Here is a 14,600-nt window from a genome sequence, read left to right as displayed (position 1 = left end):
GCGTGGATAACCACGGTGGCGCAGCCAGGCCTGCGCCACTATCGTGATTGCGGGCATAGGCCCGGTCAGGCATCCGCCTGCCATTTTTCCAGTATCGCACCGGCCCGACGGGCCGTGGCCGGCAGAATGTCGGCATCGGCCACGTAGCCATCAGGATCGAGACAGCGGTTATACTTTCTGGCCTGGTGCAGGATCTCCTCGTCCCAGTAAAGGCGCTTCCGCTGGTCACCGCGGGTGGTGAGAATAAATTCGGCGTCGCTGCCCGTCGCGCGATAGCGACGCCAGCTGTTTGCCGGAACAGAGATCACCGAGCGCTCCGGGGCGATGACGCTCACCTCTTCGCCCGCCTCGTTCCAGGTCACCTCCAGCTGGCCTTTAAAGACCATGATCACCTGAATATCCGGGCACAAGTGTCGGCCCACAACGTGATTATCGGCAAGGCGCAGCCATTCGACGGAAAAGCCGTGCGGGCTGGTGATGGCGGGAGCGGCATTCCGATCCTGTGAAATGCCGAAACCGATGACCGGCGCGATTTCGCCGCCGTGCCCGGGCAGCGCGGAGTCCAGCAGCCCGCGCGCTGACCAGCAGCGGTCTTCCCCGGTTACCGCCCGCTGGCGCATCTCCTTAACGCTGTAATCGCGAAGCCCGGCGACGTAGTCTGCTGACAGCGGCGTCAGCAGCGTGGCGGGTTCGGGCGGCGGGTCGCCTGCCTCCTGCGCAATCAGCATGTTATCTTTGCTCAAATACATACCGTACTCGCTGGCGGCCGCGAGCACTGAAGGGTGCCATATGATGCCGCCCGTGTTGTCCCCGCCGAGCACGGTAAACACCATTCCGCTGGTGTCTTCTTTACTGACGTTGGTGAAGCCGCGGAAGATCCAGGTCGGGATGGAGAGGATGGCAGGCGCGCTAAATTCCGCTTCATGTTCACCGCTGGCGCCCCAGCGAAAGCGCCACGTCCCTTCGTGGATCAAAAATACTTCCGCCGTAAAATGCAGATGCAGGTTATTGGTCACCCCTTTCGGCATCGCCGCCGCGCCGATGTTAAATCCGTGCGGCTCGGGAATATTCACCACCTGCTCGCTGGACTGCGTGACGCCGGGGCCGATGAACGAATAGTTCTGCTTGAGGTGCGAACCGGGCAGCCTGCAATCAATAAACGCAAGGTTGCAGGAAACCATATCCTCGGGGGCAATTAACCGGCTTCTCGCCTGGCTCTGGGTAAGCGTAATGGTTTTCATCTTTTCTCCTTTTAATAACCGGACGCGCCGGTGGCGGGGATAGCGTTGCCGCGCGCGAGGGCAATGGCCTCACGCGAGGCGCGGCCCAGCTGCATGACGTCGTTTGCGGGCGTGACAAACCGGAACCCCTGCGCAATACGCGCCGCGGCGGCGGTGCCGGAAGTACAGAAGATCCCGGCAATTTTTTGCTGCCGGCGGCAGCGGTCAACCACCCGCTCAACGGCGGCAACCATTTCAGGGTGCCGGGATTCAGCGCTGGCGCTGCCCGTCAGCGTCAGGGAGAGATCGTTGGGGCCAATAAACACGCCGTCCAGCCCGTCGGTGTCGAGGATCGCGTCAAGGTTTGCCAGCCCCTCGCGGGTTTCGATCATCGCCAGGGTCAGGATCTCGTCGTTGGCGTGCCGGGGATAATCGCTTCCGCCGTAAAGCAGCCCTCGCGCCGGGCCAAAAGAGCGAACGCCCAGCGGCGGATAGCGGCACGCGGCGACGAAGCGACGGGCCTCCTCGGCGCTGGAGATCATCGGGCAGATCACGCCGTAGGCTCCTGCGTCCAGCACGCGCATAATTTGCGCCGGATCGTTATCCGCAACGCGCACCAGCGGCACGGCTGGGGTGGCTGAAAGCGCCTGAAGCATCGTCAGCGCGCTGGCAAAATCGATCATGCCGTGCTGCAAATCGACGGTGACGGCGTCGTATCCCTGGTGGCCGATTATTTCCGCGCTATAGCCGGAGGGGATCGCCAGCCAGCCGTTAACGATCGGGATATTTTCCCGTACTGCGGTCTTTAGTCTGTTGTTGCGCACTGTATGCACTCCGTTATCCACTGACGCAGCGGCGGGGCGACCTCGTCCGGGGTTTCCAGCGGTATAAAATGCCCGCCGGTCTCCACCGTGTACCACGTCGCGTCCGCGTTGCCTGCCGCCAGTAACTGGTGATGTTGGGGCGTGCAGATCGCGTCCTGCGCCCCGTTGATAAGTAGGGTGGGGCAGGAGAGGGCGTTAAACGCTGCCCTGTTATCCTGCCGGTGAATGGCTATTTCCGTCTGCTGTGCGAAGGTGGCGATGCCGCACTCCTCCGCCATTCGGCAGATAACCTCCCGCAGAGCGCGGTCGTGCAGGCGTGACGGGGCGACGTAGCTTCGCCACAGGGACGACGCCAGCCAGTCAGCCACGCCCTGCGACCGGGCGGCGCGTACCGCTTCCCGCCGCCGCGCGGCATTTTCCGGCGGATCGGCGAGGGGATTGGCGGACATCAATGCCAGCCCCTTTAGCCTTTCTGGCGCGTCGGCGGCAATTTGCAGCGCGACAATCGCGCCGAGAGAAAACCCGGCCAGCAGGAAGCGCGGCGGCAGCACGGTTAACAGCCGCCGTGACGCCTGCCGCGCGGACTCTGCTCCCGTCAGCGTGACGCACAGCACCGCCGGAACGTTCAGCCGCTCAATGACGGGCTGCCAGAGGCGGGCGTTACAGAGCGTGCCGCCCAGCAGCACCAGCGGCAGGTCGGTGTTATCGAGAAGCGGAAGTGCCATCGTATCCCTCACGTTGCCGTCCAGCCGCCGTCAACCATCAGCGCGCTGCCGGTGATCAGCGCGGCGGCATCAGAGGCGAGAAAGACCACCGGGCCCATAATGTCCTCAAGCCTGCCCAGCCGGCGCAGCTTGATGTTCTCCAGCACGTAGTGGCGAAACGCCGGATCGGCCAGCGACGAACGGGAAAGGTCGGTTTCAATAAAGGTCGGGCAGAGCGTATTTACCCGAATCCCCGCCTCACCCAGCTCCAGCGCCATGGTTCGGGTTAGCCCTTCAAGGGCGAACTTGGAGGCGCAATACACGCTGCGCCCGGGGCCGCCCACGTGCCCCATTTGCGAAGAGACGTGAACGATCGACCCGCCTTTATTGCCCGCCCGCATTCGCCCGGCGACGCGCTGGCTGACAAAAAAGGTGGCGCGCAGATTGAGCGCCATCACCGCATCAAAATTTTCCTCGCTGACCTCAAGAAATGGCTGGTGACGCGCCAGCCCGGCGCTGTTCACCAGAATGTCGAGATCCGGCAGGTTTGCCAGCGCGCGCTCCACGTCATGGGGTTGGGTGATATCCAGCGCTACCGTCTGAAGCGTGAGCCGGTGTCCGGCGGCCAGGCCGGCGGCGCTCGCCAGCGCGTCACGATCCCGGGCGGCAATCCATACCTCTGCGCCCGCCTGCGCGAGCGCAACGGCGGCGGCAAAGCCAATTCCTCTGGAGCCGCCGGTGACCAGCGCGCGTTTGCCGTGCAGGTAAAAAGAAGGCGTTTGCGGTAGCGTCATGAATTACACCTTTTCCCGCACCGGGGCAGGCGTGGCGTAGGGCACCTCGGTCTGGCCGTAACGGCGCACGCGAATGTTGGCCTGCTCGGCATGACCGGCGAACCCTTCCAGCAGCGACAGGCGTGAGCAATAGCTGCCGATTTCGGCGGTCGCTTCGTCGCTAAGGACTTTCTGGAAGGTGCAGGTTTTCATGAACTTGCCGACCCACAGCCCCCCGGTGTAGCGCGCGGCTTTTTGCGTCGGCAGCGTGTGGTTGGTGCCGATCACCTTATCGCCATAGGCAACGTTGGTGCGCGGGCCGAGGAACAGCGCGCCGTAGTTGGTCAGGCTGGCAAGGAACCAGTCGTCCCGGTCGGTCATGACCTGAACGTGTTCGGAAGCAATACGATCCGCCTCCAGCAGCATCTCGTCGTAGCTCTCGCACACGATAATTTCGCCATAGTCCCGCCACGACTGGCGGGCGATGTCGGCGGTAGGGAGTTTTTCCAGCAGCCGTTCCACTTCGCCGAGCGTCTCTTTCGCAAGCTGAAGCGAGTTCGTCAGCAGGATGGCGGGCGTGGTGACGCCGTGTTCCGCCTGGCCCAGCAGGTCCGTGGCGCACATTTCCGCATCAACGGTTTCATCGGCGATCACCAGCGTTTCCGTGGGACCGGCAAACAGATCGATACCTACCCGGCCAAACAGCTGGCGCTTGGCCTCCGCGACGAAGGCGTTGCCGGGGCCGACCAGCATGTCGACCGGTGCCAGCGAGCCGGTGCCCAGCGCCATTGCGCCAATCGCCTGAATGCCCCCCAGGGCATAAATTTCCGTTGCTCCGGCCATTTTTTGTGCCGCGACGATGGCGGGAGCAGGCTCGCCGTTAAACGGCGGGGCACAGCTGACGATCCGTGAGCATCCCGCCACGCTGGCGGTGATGATCGACATGTGGGCGGAGGCGAGCAGAGGATATTTTCCGCCGGGCACATAGCACCCTACGGCGTTAATCGGAATATTTTTATGCCCGAGAATAACGCCGGGGCGCGTTTCAATTTCCAGATCCCGCAAACACGCTTTCTGCGCGCGGGCAAAATTCGCCACCTGCTGCTGGGCAAATTCAATATCCTGAATATCCTGGCGGCTTAGCTGCTTAATGCAGCGGTCAATCTCCGCTGGCGTCAGGCGATAATCCTGACGGTCATAGCGATCGAATTTAATTGATAATTCGCGGATGGCTTTATTCCCGCGCTTTTCTATATCTGCAAGTATGTGTTCAACCGTTTCTCTTATTTGCTGGCTGGCCTGCTGGCGTTCTTCGGTAGATTTACCGCTTTTTAATTTCCACGACACGCGTAACTCCTTACCTTTTTCAGATGACAGATGCCCTCCCGGCGAGCCGGGATAGGTTTTTTATATTCAGAATGCGTTATCGATCCGGTGCGGCTGCGTACGCGCCGTTTTTTAATAACCGGGACGATCTCTGTGCCTTGCGGGTATATACCCAGCGGGCGGACAGCGGGGTGGCAATGGCGGCAATAACGGAAAGGGCGGCAATTAATATATAACCGGACGACAGGTTTATATGCTGCATCATGACGCCCATCATCACCGGCCCGACAAACATGCCGCAGGAATAGATGGTCTGGAATAACCCCATCCGCGTGGATTGCTCGTCGGAGGTCGTATTCACCACGCTAAGCGACATAAAGGCGGCGAAGGCCATGCCGAACGAAAAGCCTGCCAGCGCCTGCCACAGGTAAATGACGTACATATTGCTGGTGAAGGGGATGCCGAAGGTGGAGACCACCTGTAAGACGATGCCGAGTACGGCGGTTTTAACCAGGCCAAGGCGCTGATAAAAGACCGAGCTGCACAGGGCGATAGCCAGCCCGTAAAACAGAAGGTGGATATTTCCGAGCACCGCGAGGATCCCCGCCCGGGCGCCGAGCTGTTCGGCGTAGACCGGCGTCAGCGTGTCGCGGGTGGCGAAGGGAACCAGAATCACGACGGTTGCAAGAATGCCGAGTAGCCAGACGGAACGGTCGGCCAGCTGCTGGCGCGCGCCGGTGATGCAGGCCTTAAGCGTGGGGGCCTGCACCGGGTCGTGCACGTCCTGGATACGGGTCGTCAGGATCAGCGCGACCAGGGCAGAAATGCAGGAGACGAAGAAGGCGATATTGTTCGCAAAGTAGTGAATCAGCACCGCGCCAATGCAGTTGCCGAGAAACACGCCGACGGGGCCGGCCAGCGCCAGCAGCGCGACGGCGGCAGGGGCTTCGTCGCGTTCGAAATAGCGCATAAACAGGATGTTGTACAGCACCCAGGTCGCCGCGGTGACGCCGTCGGCCGCTTTCGCTATATACAGCGTGATGGCGTTGGGCTCAAGCCATGCAATTGGCCAGGCGATAATCGGCAGCACCAGACCAATCTGGATAAATATCCTGCGGCTCTTTACCACGTCGGAAATAATGCCGAGCGGGAAGCGTATAAGCAGGGTTGCCAGCCCGGAGGCGCCCATGACGATCCCCATGATCTGTGGCTCTATACCCTGGTTGATCATCATGGGTGCCAGAAAGGCATCAATGCTGTGAATACAGATGAAGAACAGAATGCTGATAATGAAAAAGAGCCGGGCTTCCCGACGGCGTAACAGTGCTCGCAACATGGTTCTGAACCTCTTAAAAAGTAATGGGTTATCACCAGCCAAGTACGACGTTTACCGGTTCAGTCCTTTGGGCGACTCCTGTTCTCTCCGGTACCATGACGGTATGAAAACGCTTTGCATACGTATTCAAGAATTGAAGTTACGAGAAGGTTTCATTTTTGTAAAGTGATCTCGATCTTGTTGTGAGAATTTTAATTTTTTGTGTTGCATACGCATGCAAAGGTGGTGTAAGTATAAAAAACACCCACTCGCTGAGGCGTTTGAACAGGCCGGAAAGGGTGGGGCGTTGATAAGGAATCAGGGGTAATGAAACGTAAGACTTTTGCAGCAGTCACATCCCAGCAGGTCGCGCAGCTGGCGGGCGTATCGCAATCCGCAGTGTCGCGAACGTTTACGCCGGGAGCCAGTATTTCGCCGGCGACGCGTGAAAAAGTGCTGAAGGCGGCGCGGGAGCTAGGCTATCGCCCGAATGCGATAGCCCGTTCGCTCAATACGGCGCGTTCGCGCATTATCGGCGTGGTGATCTCCTACTTTGACAACCCCTTTTACTCGCAGGTGCTGGAGGCGCTGGCACAAAAACTGGACACGCTGAACTATCACCTGCTGCTGTTTGTCGGCGACCGTGAAGGCAACGTCGACCGTATTTTTGACCAGATCATGCAGTACCGGGTGGATGGCATTGTGCTGGCCTCGGTGACGCTGTCGCTGGAGCTGTCCGAAGAGTGTCTGGCTGCCGGAATACCGGTGGTGCTGTTTAACCGCAGCGAAGAGAGCGGAATGGCCTCCAGCGTAAACAGCAATAACGAAGCGGCGGCGCGGCAGATTGCCGAGTTTTTGCTGGCGGGGGAGCATCAGCGTTTTGCCTATGTGGGCGGCGTCGCGGATTCCCCGGTCAATATTGCCCGCCAGCGCGGGTTTATCACCACGCTGGAAGAACACGGCATTACCGACGTGCGGGTAGTGCACGGCAATTACGATGTCCAACAGACGACCCGCGCGGCCTACGCCCTGTTTTCGGCGTCGCCTGCGCCCGATGCCGTCTTCGTTGCTAACGACCATATGGCCGTCACGGTGATGGACGTGGCGCGCTATGAGTTTGGGCTGCGCGTTCCGGAGGAGGTCTCCGTTGTCGGATATGACGATATCGGCCCTTCCGGCTGGCCCTCCTATGCGCTCACCTCGGCATCACAGCCGGTAGGCGCGATGGTGGACGCCACGGTGGACCTGTTAATGAAGCAAATTGACAGCGGAACCATCGAGCCTGAACAGATTACGGTGCCCGGCACGCTGGTGATACGCCACTCGGCGCGCCGTCCGCGCAGCGGCGTTATCGAAACCAATGGGGTTACGCTTTACCAGTTAAAGGAGCGCAAATGACCAGATTGCGGGGCTTCAGCCCACAGTTCGACACTCTCCAGCAGTTCATTTTGACGCTCACGCATGTGGTGTGGGAGCAGAAGGATATCGGACAGCTGGCGGATTTTTACGCCACCCCGGTGGTCTTTACCACCCCTGAAAAACAGCTGCACGAGCTTTCCCAGTTTATGCGCCTTACGCTTGAGGCGATGCACAGCTTCCCGCAGCGCACGGTGCTGACCGAGGATATCCTGTGCAGTCAGAATCCGGGCGAGGAGCACTACGCCGCGCAGCGTACCGTTGCCCGGATCCAGCATCAGGGCGAGGGGTTTTTTGGCCCCCCGACCGGTAAAAACGTCTGGGTACGCACGTGGGCCGATCGCCTTTGCGTCGACGGGGCCGTGCGCCAGGAGTGGTTGCTCCAGGATCGCGCGGCAATCGTGGCGCAGCTGGGGCTGGATATCCGCGAGTTTGCCTTTAACCTCGCGAGCATGCGTCAGCAGCTTGGGGTGGAGTCGGTGTCTGCCGAGACGCTGGACGCCCGCTGGGCGGGCGGGCCTGACGGCGATGATGTGGAAGGGGCGCTGGCAGGCGTGGTGGAGCGCTATCTGACGATGTGGGCGGGCGGCAACAGCGGCGTGGTGCCCGGTTTATATCATCCTGCGGCGACGCTGTACGCGCCCGGCCACTGCATCTGTACCGGGGAACAGGACATTGGCGCACAGCTTTCCGGCTACCGCGCCTCATTTGCCGACAGCGAGACGCAGCTTCATCACCTGATCGTGCGTAAGGATCCCAACGAGCCAGTCCGGCTTTCCTTGCGCTGGTCGTTATTAACCTGGCATGACGGTTACGGCAAATTTGGCGCACCAACCCGTAAACCCGTTTCCGTAACCGGCATCAGCCAGCTTGAATTACGCGATGGATTAATTTTCCGGGAATATCTGGGTATTGATGAATTAGCGATTTGGTCGCAACTCTTTAATTAACAGGGGCGGCAGCGCCCTTATTCTGGCTGCCACTACTTTTCGCGTTTAATTCACCCACACTTACGGGTGCGGGTTTTTATTGTCTGAAAACAGAGCAGGAGTTTATATGTCTTCAACTGAAGCAACAAATAAAGCACCAGCCGTACCCGAAAAAAACAGTGTGAAAGCGTTAAAAGACGAGCCGGTATTACAGGTTGAACGTCGTGATTTTGTCGACCTGGTACCGGAAAAACGCCCGCGCGTACAGTCGTTACGCGGCTTTGATGACTGCTACACCGATATTGTCGATTATATCGTTCGCTGCACCCATAAAATATGGGACGAGCGCGACGTCGGCTTAATTTATTCCCACTATACCCATAACTGCGTGCTGTATAACGCGCTGGGCACATTATATAACCGCGAGCAGGTCGTTCAGGATACGCTGCAACGCTTAATTGCCTTCCCGGAGCGGCGCGGCATGGCCACCCAGGTTATCTGGAACGGGAATGATGTGGACGGTTTTTATACCTCGCACCTGGTGACGGGGAGCGGGCGGCATACCCAGCACAGCCATTTAGGCAAGCCGACAAACCGCACCTTCGTAACCCGTACCGTGGCGGATTGTATGATCCACGAAAACAAAATTTACCGGGAGTGGGTGGTCAGCGACAACATGTCGTTGATGAAGCAGCTCGGCCTGGATACCGATCGCATCGCGTTTGATATGGCGAAAGAGCAGTTCGATAAAGGCTTCCGCGTTATGGACATCGGCGAAAATGGCCGCATGCTGGGGCAGTATCCGCCAGAGATGGAGTGTGATGTTTCGCTTGCGCACACCGATACGGAAGAGCAGTGCCTGCGCTGGCTGCACGAAATTTATAATCGCCGCATGTTCGGCAAGATCAAAGAGGTTTACGCGCCGAACGTGCAGTGGCACGGGCCGCTGATGAAGGAGCTGTACGGTACGGCGGCGGTGACGCACCAGACGCTGGCGCTGGTGGGGATGATCCCTGACGGCGCGTGGCTGCCGCAGCATATCTGCTCTAACCCCTGCGACGAAGGCGGCGTGAAGGTGGCGGTTCGCTGGATTATCGAGGGCCATCATCTGGGCTACGGGGAGCTGGGCAAGCCTACCGGGGAACGCCTGTTCGTGATGGGCATGTCGCACTACCACATCGTTAACGGAAAAATTGTCGACGAGTGGATCGTTTATGACCACCTTGCGCTGCTGGCGCAAATCAAACTCGGCCAGATGGAGGACGCGTAGATGAGCAATCAGGTGAGCTGGATTAAGCGCCCGCAGGGGCAGGATGCACAGGCCGACCGTTCGCTGACCGATAAGGTCAGCGCCATTATCGAACGCGTCAAAACCGAGGGCGACGCGGCGCTGAGAGACTTTTCGCAGCAGTTTGATAACGTCGTGCCGGCGCAGTTTGAGGTGAGCGAGCGGGAGATCGCCGAAGCGCTGGAAGGGATGGATGACCGGACGCGTCGCGACAGCGAGTTCGCCATTAGTCAGGTGCGTCGTTTTGCACAGGCGCAGCTGGCGACCATGCAGCCGCTGGAGGTAGAGACGCTGCCCGGCGTGCATCTTGGTCACCGGATCATCCCGGTGCAGACGGTGGGCTGCTACGTGCCGGGGGGGCGTTATCCGATTCTCTCCGCGCCGGTGATGTCGATCGTTCCTGCGACGGTCGCGGGCTGCGAGCAGATTATCGCCTGCCTGCCGCCGGGCGCGCATCCGGCGATGATCGCGGTCTGCCACCTGGCGGGGGCGCATCGCATTTTCAAAGTGGGCGGCGCGCAGGCTATTGCGGCGATGGCCTGGGGAACGGACAGTATTCCGTCGGTGGACAAAATTGTTGGGCCCGGCAACGCCTTCGTTAACGAGGCGAAGCGCCAGGTGTTTGGTAAAGTCGGCATTGACGCGCTCGCCGGGCCGAGCGAGATTTTCACCATCGCTGACGACAGCGCCGACCCGCGTATTCTTGCCGCCGATATGCTGGCGCAGGCGGAGCACGATATTCACACCCGCGTTGGGCTGGCGACCACCAGCAGGGATATTGCAACGCACACCCTGGCGGAAGTTGAGCGTCAGCTCGCCAGCCTGCCAACGGCGGCAACGGCTGGCGAAGCGTGGCGCCGGCAGGGGGAGATTGTGCTTTGCGAAGATGAAGCGCAGCTGATTGCCTTTGCCGACCGGATGGCGACGGAGCATTTGCAGGTTCATACCCGCGATCCGCACGCCACGGCTGCGAAGATCCGCAACTATGGTTCGTTGTTTATCGGCCAGAACGCCAGCGTGGTGTTCTCCGATAAATGTTGCGGCACCAACCATACGCTACCGACGATGGCGGCGGCACGTTATACCGGCGGGCTGTGGGTGGGGGCGTACGTCAAAATCTGTACCCATCAGTGGATTGACGAGCAGGGCATCCCGGCGATTGCGGAGCCGGCGATCCGCCAGAGCCGTACGGAAGGCATGCAGGGGCACCGACGGGCGGCAGAAATCCGCCTGCGTCCGCAGGACATCGACGCCATTACCAGCGGCATGCGGGACTAAACGATACGCCGGGCAGCTTTCTGCCCGGTTTTAGCTGGGAGAACCTGAGGCTATGAAGCGCCTGCTACCGCCAGACGACGTTCCGGAAGAGATCGCCCGCCGTCTTGAAATCATCCAGCGACACCGTGCGCTCAACGCGATCCTCGGCGTTAACCCTGACGCCATCTCTCAGGCGCAACGGTATCAGCAGCTGCGTCGGCGCGGCGTGCAGGTTGGCCCTTTGCACGGCGTTCCGCTGATCGTTAAAGATAATATCGCCTGCGCGCCGATGCCGGTTACCCTTGGCTGCCGCGCGCTGGCCTCGCTCGGTGCGACATCGGATGCGCTTGTCGTACAGCGGCTTCGCCGGGCCGGGGCGATTATTCTCGCCAGGGCCAATATGTCCGAGTTTGCCTTTGACGTGCGATCGCGAAGCTCGCTGGGTGGAGACGTAGCGAATCCGCTTTGGCCGTCGGTGACGGCCGGAGGCTCCAGCGGAGGCTGTGCCGCCGCGGTCGCGGCCGGAATGGCCGATGGCGCGCTGGGCACCGATACCGGCGGCTCCATCCGCATTCCCTGTAGCTATACCGGGCTGGTAGGGCTTCGGCCCGCATTTCGCCGGGCGCAGCTAGACGGCGTTGCGCCGCTGTCGCCGAGCAAGGACACCGTCGGGCCAATGGTACATAGCGTTGAAGATGCCGCGTTGCTGCATGCGGTCATCCACGGATTTTCTCCGGTAACCCTTCCGGCGCGCCCGCTGAACGGCGCCCGGTTCGGTGTGGTTACCGCGCTACAGGGAGAGGATGAAGCACAGCTGGCGGTGTGGCAGGCGGCGCTTCACGCGCTGAGCCGCGCCGGGGCGACGCTGGTGGAGGTATCACTGCCTTTGCTGGACGACGTAAGGCAGGCGACGTGCCTGAGCCTGTATGAATTTCGCGTTGCGTTTGACCGCTGGCTCGCTAAACAGCCGGGTGCGCCATCAGGGCTCGCGGAAATTGTGGCCTCCGGCGCTTTCCTGCCCGAGTTCGCACCGTTTCTGAAGCAGATGCTGGCCTGCGATACGCTGAAAACCCCGCTCTGGCTGGCGGGACGGCGCCTTCAGCGCCTGTTGCGCCAGAGCCTGTGCCAGGTAGCGGCGGAGCAGCGCATCGATGGTTTTTTATATCCCACCGTACAGCGATTACCGGACAGCATGGCGAAGATGCCGCCCGGGTGTGCGCCGGAGCTTGCCGCCATCAGCGGTCTGCCCGCAATAACGTTGCCGTGCGGCGTGAACGGTAATGGGCTGCCGGTGGGGATGGAGATTCTATCGCCGCAGGAGGACGAGACGGCGCTGATGGTGCTGGCGCTGGCGTGCGAGCGGGCGTTTGGCAGAAAGGAGCTGATATAAAAAAGCCCGCAGGGCCTGTGCCAGTCGGGCTTTCGTGAGATCCCCTCATGGCTCAGGCCATCATCAATCGCTCGCTGGTACAGGAGTGGCCGAGATCGTTATGTATTTTTTTAGTCCTGCCTCTCGCTTTACACCTTTGGGATCTGATCCAAAAGGAAGCCTCAGGCGCGGTGTATCCGAGATTTTAATCTCCCACGCATAATCACCAATGAATCTGAATTTGATGCTGTCCGCCGTAACGGATAATCCCTCAAAGCTTCCCGTCGAGTACTCATTACCCAGACGAACGATCTCCTTAACGCCATCGTTAACATCGATAAGCGCAATAGTCAGTGATTCCTCAAAAATAACGTCATCCGTCAAAAAAAGGATATAGCGCCGGTCATTAACCTGAACTGCTGCTTCCAGTATTTGCCCTGGTACAATAATGCCTGTTCTGCTACCACCGAGCACAACCTCAGACTGAGCCTGAGATAAGCTGGTAGCATCGTGAACTTTTACCAGCGATAGTGAATTAACCTGTTGCATAATCAATTCCACAAACGTCCCATTTCCCATGCGGCAAGAGCACCGCCAACAAAACCTCCGATGAGTACGCAAACAGGTGCACCGGGCCCACACATCAACCCCGCCATCGCGCCACCTGCGGCAGCACCGGCAATACCAGCGCTATTTATCGCTATTTGCCGCCCAGATTCTGAGACCTTATCGTCTGCGGTATAAACTTCGTAGACAGAAATCGCAATCGAGAGAACGACGAGCCCTTTTCCTAAACGGGAGAGCTGCATCATTTTCATGTTCACTTGCGGATTAGATTTACCCGCGGATTCCACAATACCTGCATAAATTTGGTTTTTTTGTACTTCAGAGAGGCTATTAAAATTTGCCTGAGAGCCAAACAAGGATTTCGCTTTTTTAGCTACTAGCTCATTGAGCGTTTTCCCTTCTGATTTCAATTGTTCGGCCATTGCGCGGCCAAGCGGTGTACTGCGCGCTCTCACCATTTCCATTATCAAATTACGGGTTTGCTGAGCTTCCTGGGCAGCTTTTTCCCATGAAATCACACCAGCCGTCGCTTTTGCTCTTAAGTCTGCTGACATTTCTTTGATGCGCCGTGAGTATTCAAGGCGCAGGCGGGGATCGATAGTTAACCTTGCCGCTACCGCTGAAACATCGCCTTGCAGGGCATTTATTGCGCTATCAAATTTATCGTGTTCGCTGGCGTCTAACGCATTGAGTAACGTCGTATCCATATCCTCATTAGTCCTTTTATTATGAGTGGAAAGCGCTGCACAAATATCTAGCACATTTTTCTTAAAAGATCTCATTTACGGTTGGTGGGTATAGCGTTCACTGATTGCTGTTCACCCAGATGAAACAGGCATGCGGAAAAGTTGGCTGAGAAGGGCGGTACAAAGGTGGCGGTATAAGCATGTTTCATTGTTCGTTCTGCAAAAACAGGGCGCATTCAGCATGCTTCAATCCATAGGCGAGAGTAAGCGTTCACCGGTGTCTGAGCCGTTATCATTGTCTACCCTTAACCGTGCTCAGGCAGCCACCAGGAGACTTACGTGACGATATTGTGTCGACAGAAAAACTTTTGGGCCTGTAAGGTAAATCAATCAACCTGGCTATTATGCAGCAATAAAGGGTCATCACGCGTAATATTGGGACGACAATGATAAACCGTTTCGCTAATGTTAAGACTCCGGTAGGCGTGGGTGAACTTGAGTCCGAATGTCGTTATCGGATGAGTGAACAGCTCACGCTAAAAAGCTGGTTTTAAAGCTTTTTTATCAATAACGCCTTTCAGCGCCCGATTTTCCAGCTCAGGTCGGCAAACAACTGTTTTAGACGGCAGTTCTCGTCTTCAATATCCATGTCCTTTTTAAAATTAGAAGCTTCCATGCCGTCGTATCTGGACTTCATGTTGTAGCAGGTGGCTTCAGAGACACAGGCTTCCCGGCAGACGTCTTTTACGGTTCGTCCGATTTAAACAGATTTAATCCCGGCGATAATTTGATGCTTAGGAAAATGAGTTTTACACATAGCGATCTCCTTCATTGGTAGATTGATTATGCCGGACGATCTCTAAATGTTAATGGCACGATTATGCGGGATACTTACACTATTGGCAGATTCATACCTAATGGGTAAA

The 14,600-nt window shown here is 58.5% G+C and carries 13 protein-coding genes and 1 pseudogene; 5 read left to right on the top strand and 9 right to left on the bottom strand.

All coding sequences use genetic code 11. The features are described 5' to 3' along the window. Positions 1–65 precede the first annotated feature (65 nt). From OWK27_RS20475 to OWK27_RS20450, 6 genes are all read right to left on the bottom strand, one after another. Positions 66–1,241, bottom strand: a complete 1,176-nt coding sequence (locus OWK27_RS20475) for a cupin (RefSeq protein ID WP_267591099.1) — start codon at positions 1,239–1,241, stop codon at positions 66–68. Between the two features lie 11 nt (positions 1,242–1,252). Then, entirely contained in the window at positions 1,253–2,044 is a 792-nt protein-coding gene (locus OWK27_RS20470) for an HpcH/HpaI aldolase family protein (protein ID WP_193356657.1), read from the bottom strand. After that, positions 2,026–2,769, bottom strand: coding sequence for an alpha/beta fold hydrolase (locus tag OWK27_RS20465; RefSeq protein WP_267591098.1), 744 nt, complete (start codon positions 2,767–2,769; stop codon positions 2,026–2,028). Before OWK27_RS20465 ends, OWK27_RS20470 begins: the two co-directional genes overlap by 19 nt. Before the next feature lie 8 nt (positions 2,770–2,777). Next, positions 2,778–3,542 (bottom strand): SDR family NAD(P)-dependent oxidoreductase, encoded by a 765-nt coding sequence (locus OWK27_RS20460; protein WP_242171404.1) that lies wholly within the window; start codon positions 3,540–3,542, stop codon positions 2,778–2,780. Positions 3,543–3,545: 3 nt separating this feature from the next. Continuing rightward, positions 3,546–4,868: a histidinol dehydrogenase gene (gene hisD, locus OWK27_RS20455; RefSeq protein ID WP_267591097.1), complete on the bottom strand. Its 1,323-nt coding sequence runs from the start codon at positions 4,866–4,868 to the stop codon at positions 3,546–3,548. 76 nt (positions 4,869–4,944) lie between these two features. After that, positions 4,945–6,183, bottom strand: coding sequence for an MFS transporter (locus OWK27_RS20450; protein ID WP_193356654.1), 1,239 nt, complete (start codon positions 6,181–6,183; stop codon positions 4,945–4,947). A 306-nt stretch (positions 6,184–6,489) separates the two neighbouring features. Between OWK27_RS20450 and OWK27_RS20445 the strand changes: the two genes are divergently transcribed. The 5 genes from OWK27_RS20445 to OWK27_RS20425 all read left to right on the top strand — a co-directional run bounded on the left by OWK27_RS20445 (position 6,490) and on the right by OWK27_RS20425 (position 12,442). Next, entirely contained in the window at positions 6,490–7,560 is a 1,071-nt protein-coding gene (locus tag OWK27_RS20445) for a LacI family DNA-binding transcriptional regulator (RefSeq protein WP_242171418.1), read from the top strand. After that, complete coding sequence (locus OWK27_RS20440; protein ID WP_148421474.1) at positions 7,557–8,528, top strand: nuclear transport factor 2 family protein; 972 nt, start codon at positions 7,557–7,559, stop codon at positions 8,526–8,528. The genes OWK27_RS20445 and OWK27_RS20440 overlap by 4 nt, the downstream gene beginning before the upstream one ends. 106 nt (positions 8,529–8,634) lie before the next feature. Further along, positions 8,635–9,777, top strand: coding sequence for an ester cyclase (locus tag OWK27_RS20435; protein ID WP_148421476.1), 1,143 nt, complete (start codon positions 8,635–8,637; stop codon positions 9,775–9,777). After that, positions 9,778–11,073 (top strand): histidinol dehydrogenase, encoded by a 1,296-nt coding sequence (gene hisD, locus OWK27_RS20430; RefSeq protein WP_267591096.1) that lies wholly within the window; start codon positions 9,778–9,780, stop codon positions 11,071–11,073. 52 nt (positions 11,074–11,125) lie between these two features. Continuing rightward, positions 11,126–12,442 (top strand): amidase family protein, encoded by a 1,317-nt coding sequence (locus OWK27_RS20425; RefSeq protein ID WP_267591095.1) that lies wholly within the window; start codon positions 11,126–11,128, stop codon positions 12,440–12,442. 63 nt (positions 12,443–12,505) lie between these two features. On the opposite strand, the gene OWK27_RS20420 is transcribed toward OWK27_RS20425, so the two are convergent. The 3 genes and pseudogenes from OWK27_RS20420 to OWK27_RS20410 form a co-directional block, all read right to left on the bottom strand. After that, the gene (locus tag OWK27_RS20420) at positions 12,506–12,970 is read right to left on the bottom strand and encodes a hypothetical protein (RefSeq protein WP_267591094.1); all 465 of its coding nucleotides are present in this window, start codon (positions 12,968–12,970) and stop codon (positions 12,506–12,508) included. Positions 12,971–12,972: 2 nt separating this feature from the next. Continuing rightward, the gene (locus tag OWK27_RS20415; RefSeq protein ID WP_267591093.1) at positions 12,973–13,695 is read right to left on the bottom strand and encodes a hypothetical protein; all 723 of its coding nucleotides are present in this window, start codon (positions 13,693–13,695) and stop codon (positions 12,973–12,975) included. Positions 13,696–14,084: 389 nt separating this feature from the next. Then, positions 14,085–14,434: pseudogene (locus OWK27_RS20410) on the bottom strand (transposase); the annotation flags it as partial. Between the last annotated feature and the right edge of the window lie 166 nt (positions 14,435–14,600).

Origin of the sequence: Enterobacter cloacae complex sp. 2022EL-00788, assembly GCF_026627565.1 — a bacterium.
Lineage (GTDB): Bacteria > Pseudomonadota > Gammaproteobacteria > Enterobacterales > Enterobacteriaceae > Enterobacter > Enterobacter pasteurii.
Note: the sequence above shows the minus strand (reverse complement) of the source record. Positions and strands in the feature narration are given on the sequence as shown.

Bases quoted from the DNA above. Each gene is read 5' to 3' on its own strand.
- OWK27_RS20475 (WP_267591099.1), bottom strand. From the start codon at position 1,241: ATGAAAACCATTACGCTTACCCAGAGCCAGGCGAGAAGCCGGTTAATT.
- OWK27_RS20465 (WP_267591098.1), bottom strand. From the start codon at position 2,769: ATGGCACTTCCGCTTCTCGATAACACCGACCTGCCGCTGGTGCTGCTG.
- OWK27_RS20460 (WP_242171404.1), bottom strand. From the start codon at position 3,542: ATGACGCTACCGCAAACGCCTTCTTTTTACCTGCACGGCAAACGCGCG.
- OWK27_RS20450 (WP_193356654.1), bottom strand. From the start codon at position 6,183: ATGTTGCGAGCACTGTTACGCCGTCGGGAAGCCCGGCTCTTTTTCATT.
- OWK27_RS20445 (WP_242171418.1), top strand. From the start codon at position 6,490: ATGAAACGTAAGACTTTTGCAGCAGTCACATCCCAGCAGGTCGCGCAG.
- OWK27_RS20440 (WP_148421474.1), top strand. From the start codon at position 7,557: ATGACCAGATTGCGGGGCTTCAGCCCACAGTTCGACACTCTCCAGCAG.
- OWK27_RS20435 (WP_148421476.1), top strand. From the start codon at position 8,635: ATGTCTTCAACTGAAGCAACAAATAAAGCACCAGCCGTACCCGAAAAA.
- hisD (WP_267591096.1), top strand. From the start codon at position 9,778: ATGAGCAATCAGGTGAGCTGGATTAAGCGCCCGCAGGGGCAGGATGCA.
- OWK27_RS20425 (WP_267591095.1), top strand. From the start codon at position 11,126: ATGAAGCGCCTGCTACCGCCAGACGACGTTCCGGAAGAGATCGCCCGC.
- OWK27_RS20420 (WP_267591094.1), bottom strand. From the start codon at position 12,970: ATGCAACAGGTTAATTCACTATCGCTGGTAAAAGTTCACGATGCTACC.
- OWK27_RS20415 (WP_267591093.1), bottom strand. From the start codon at position 13,695: ATGGATACGACGTTACTCAATGCGTTAGACGCCAGCGAACACGATAAA.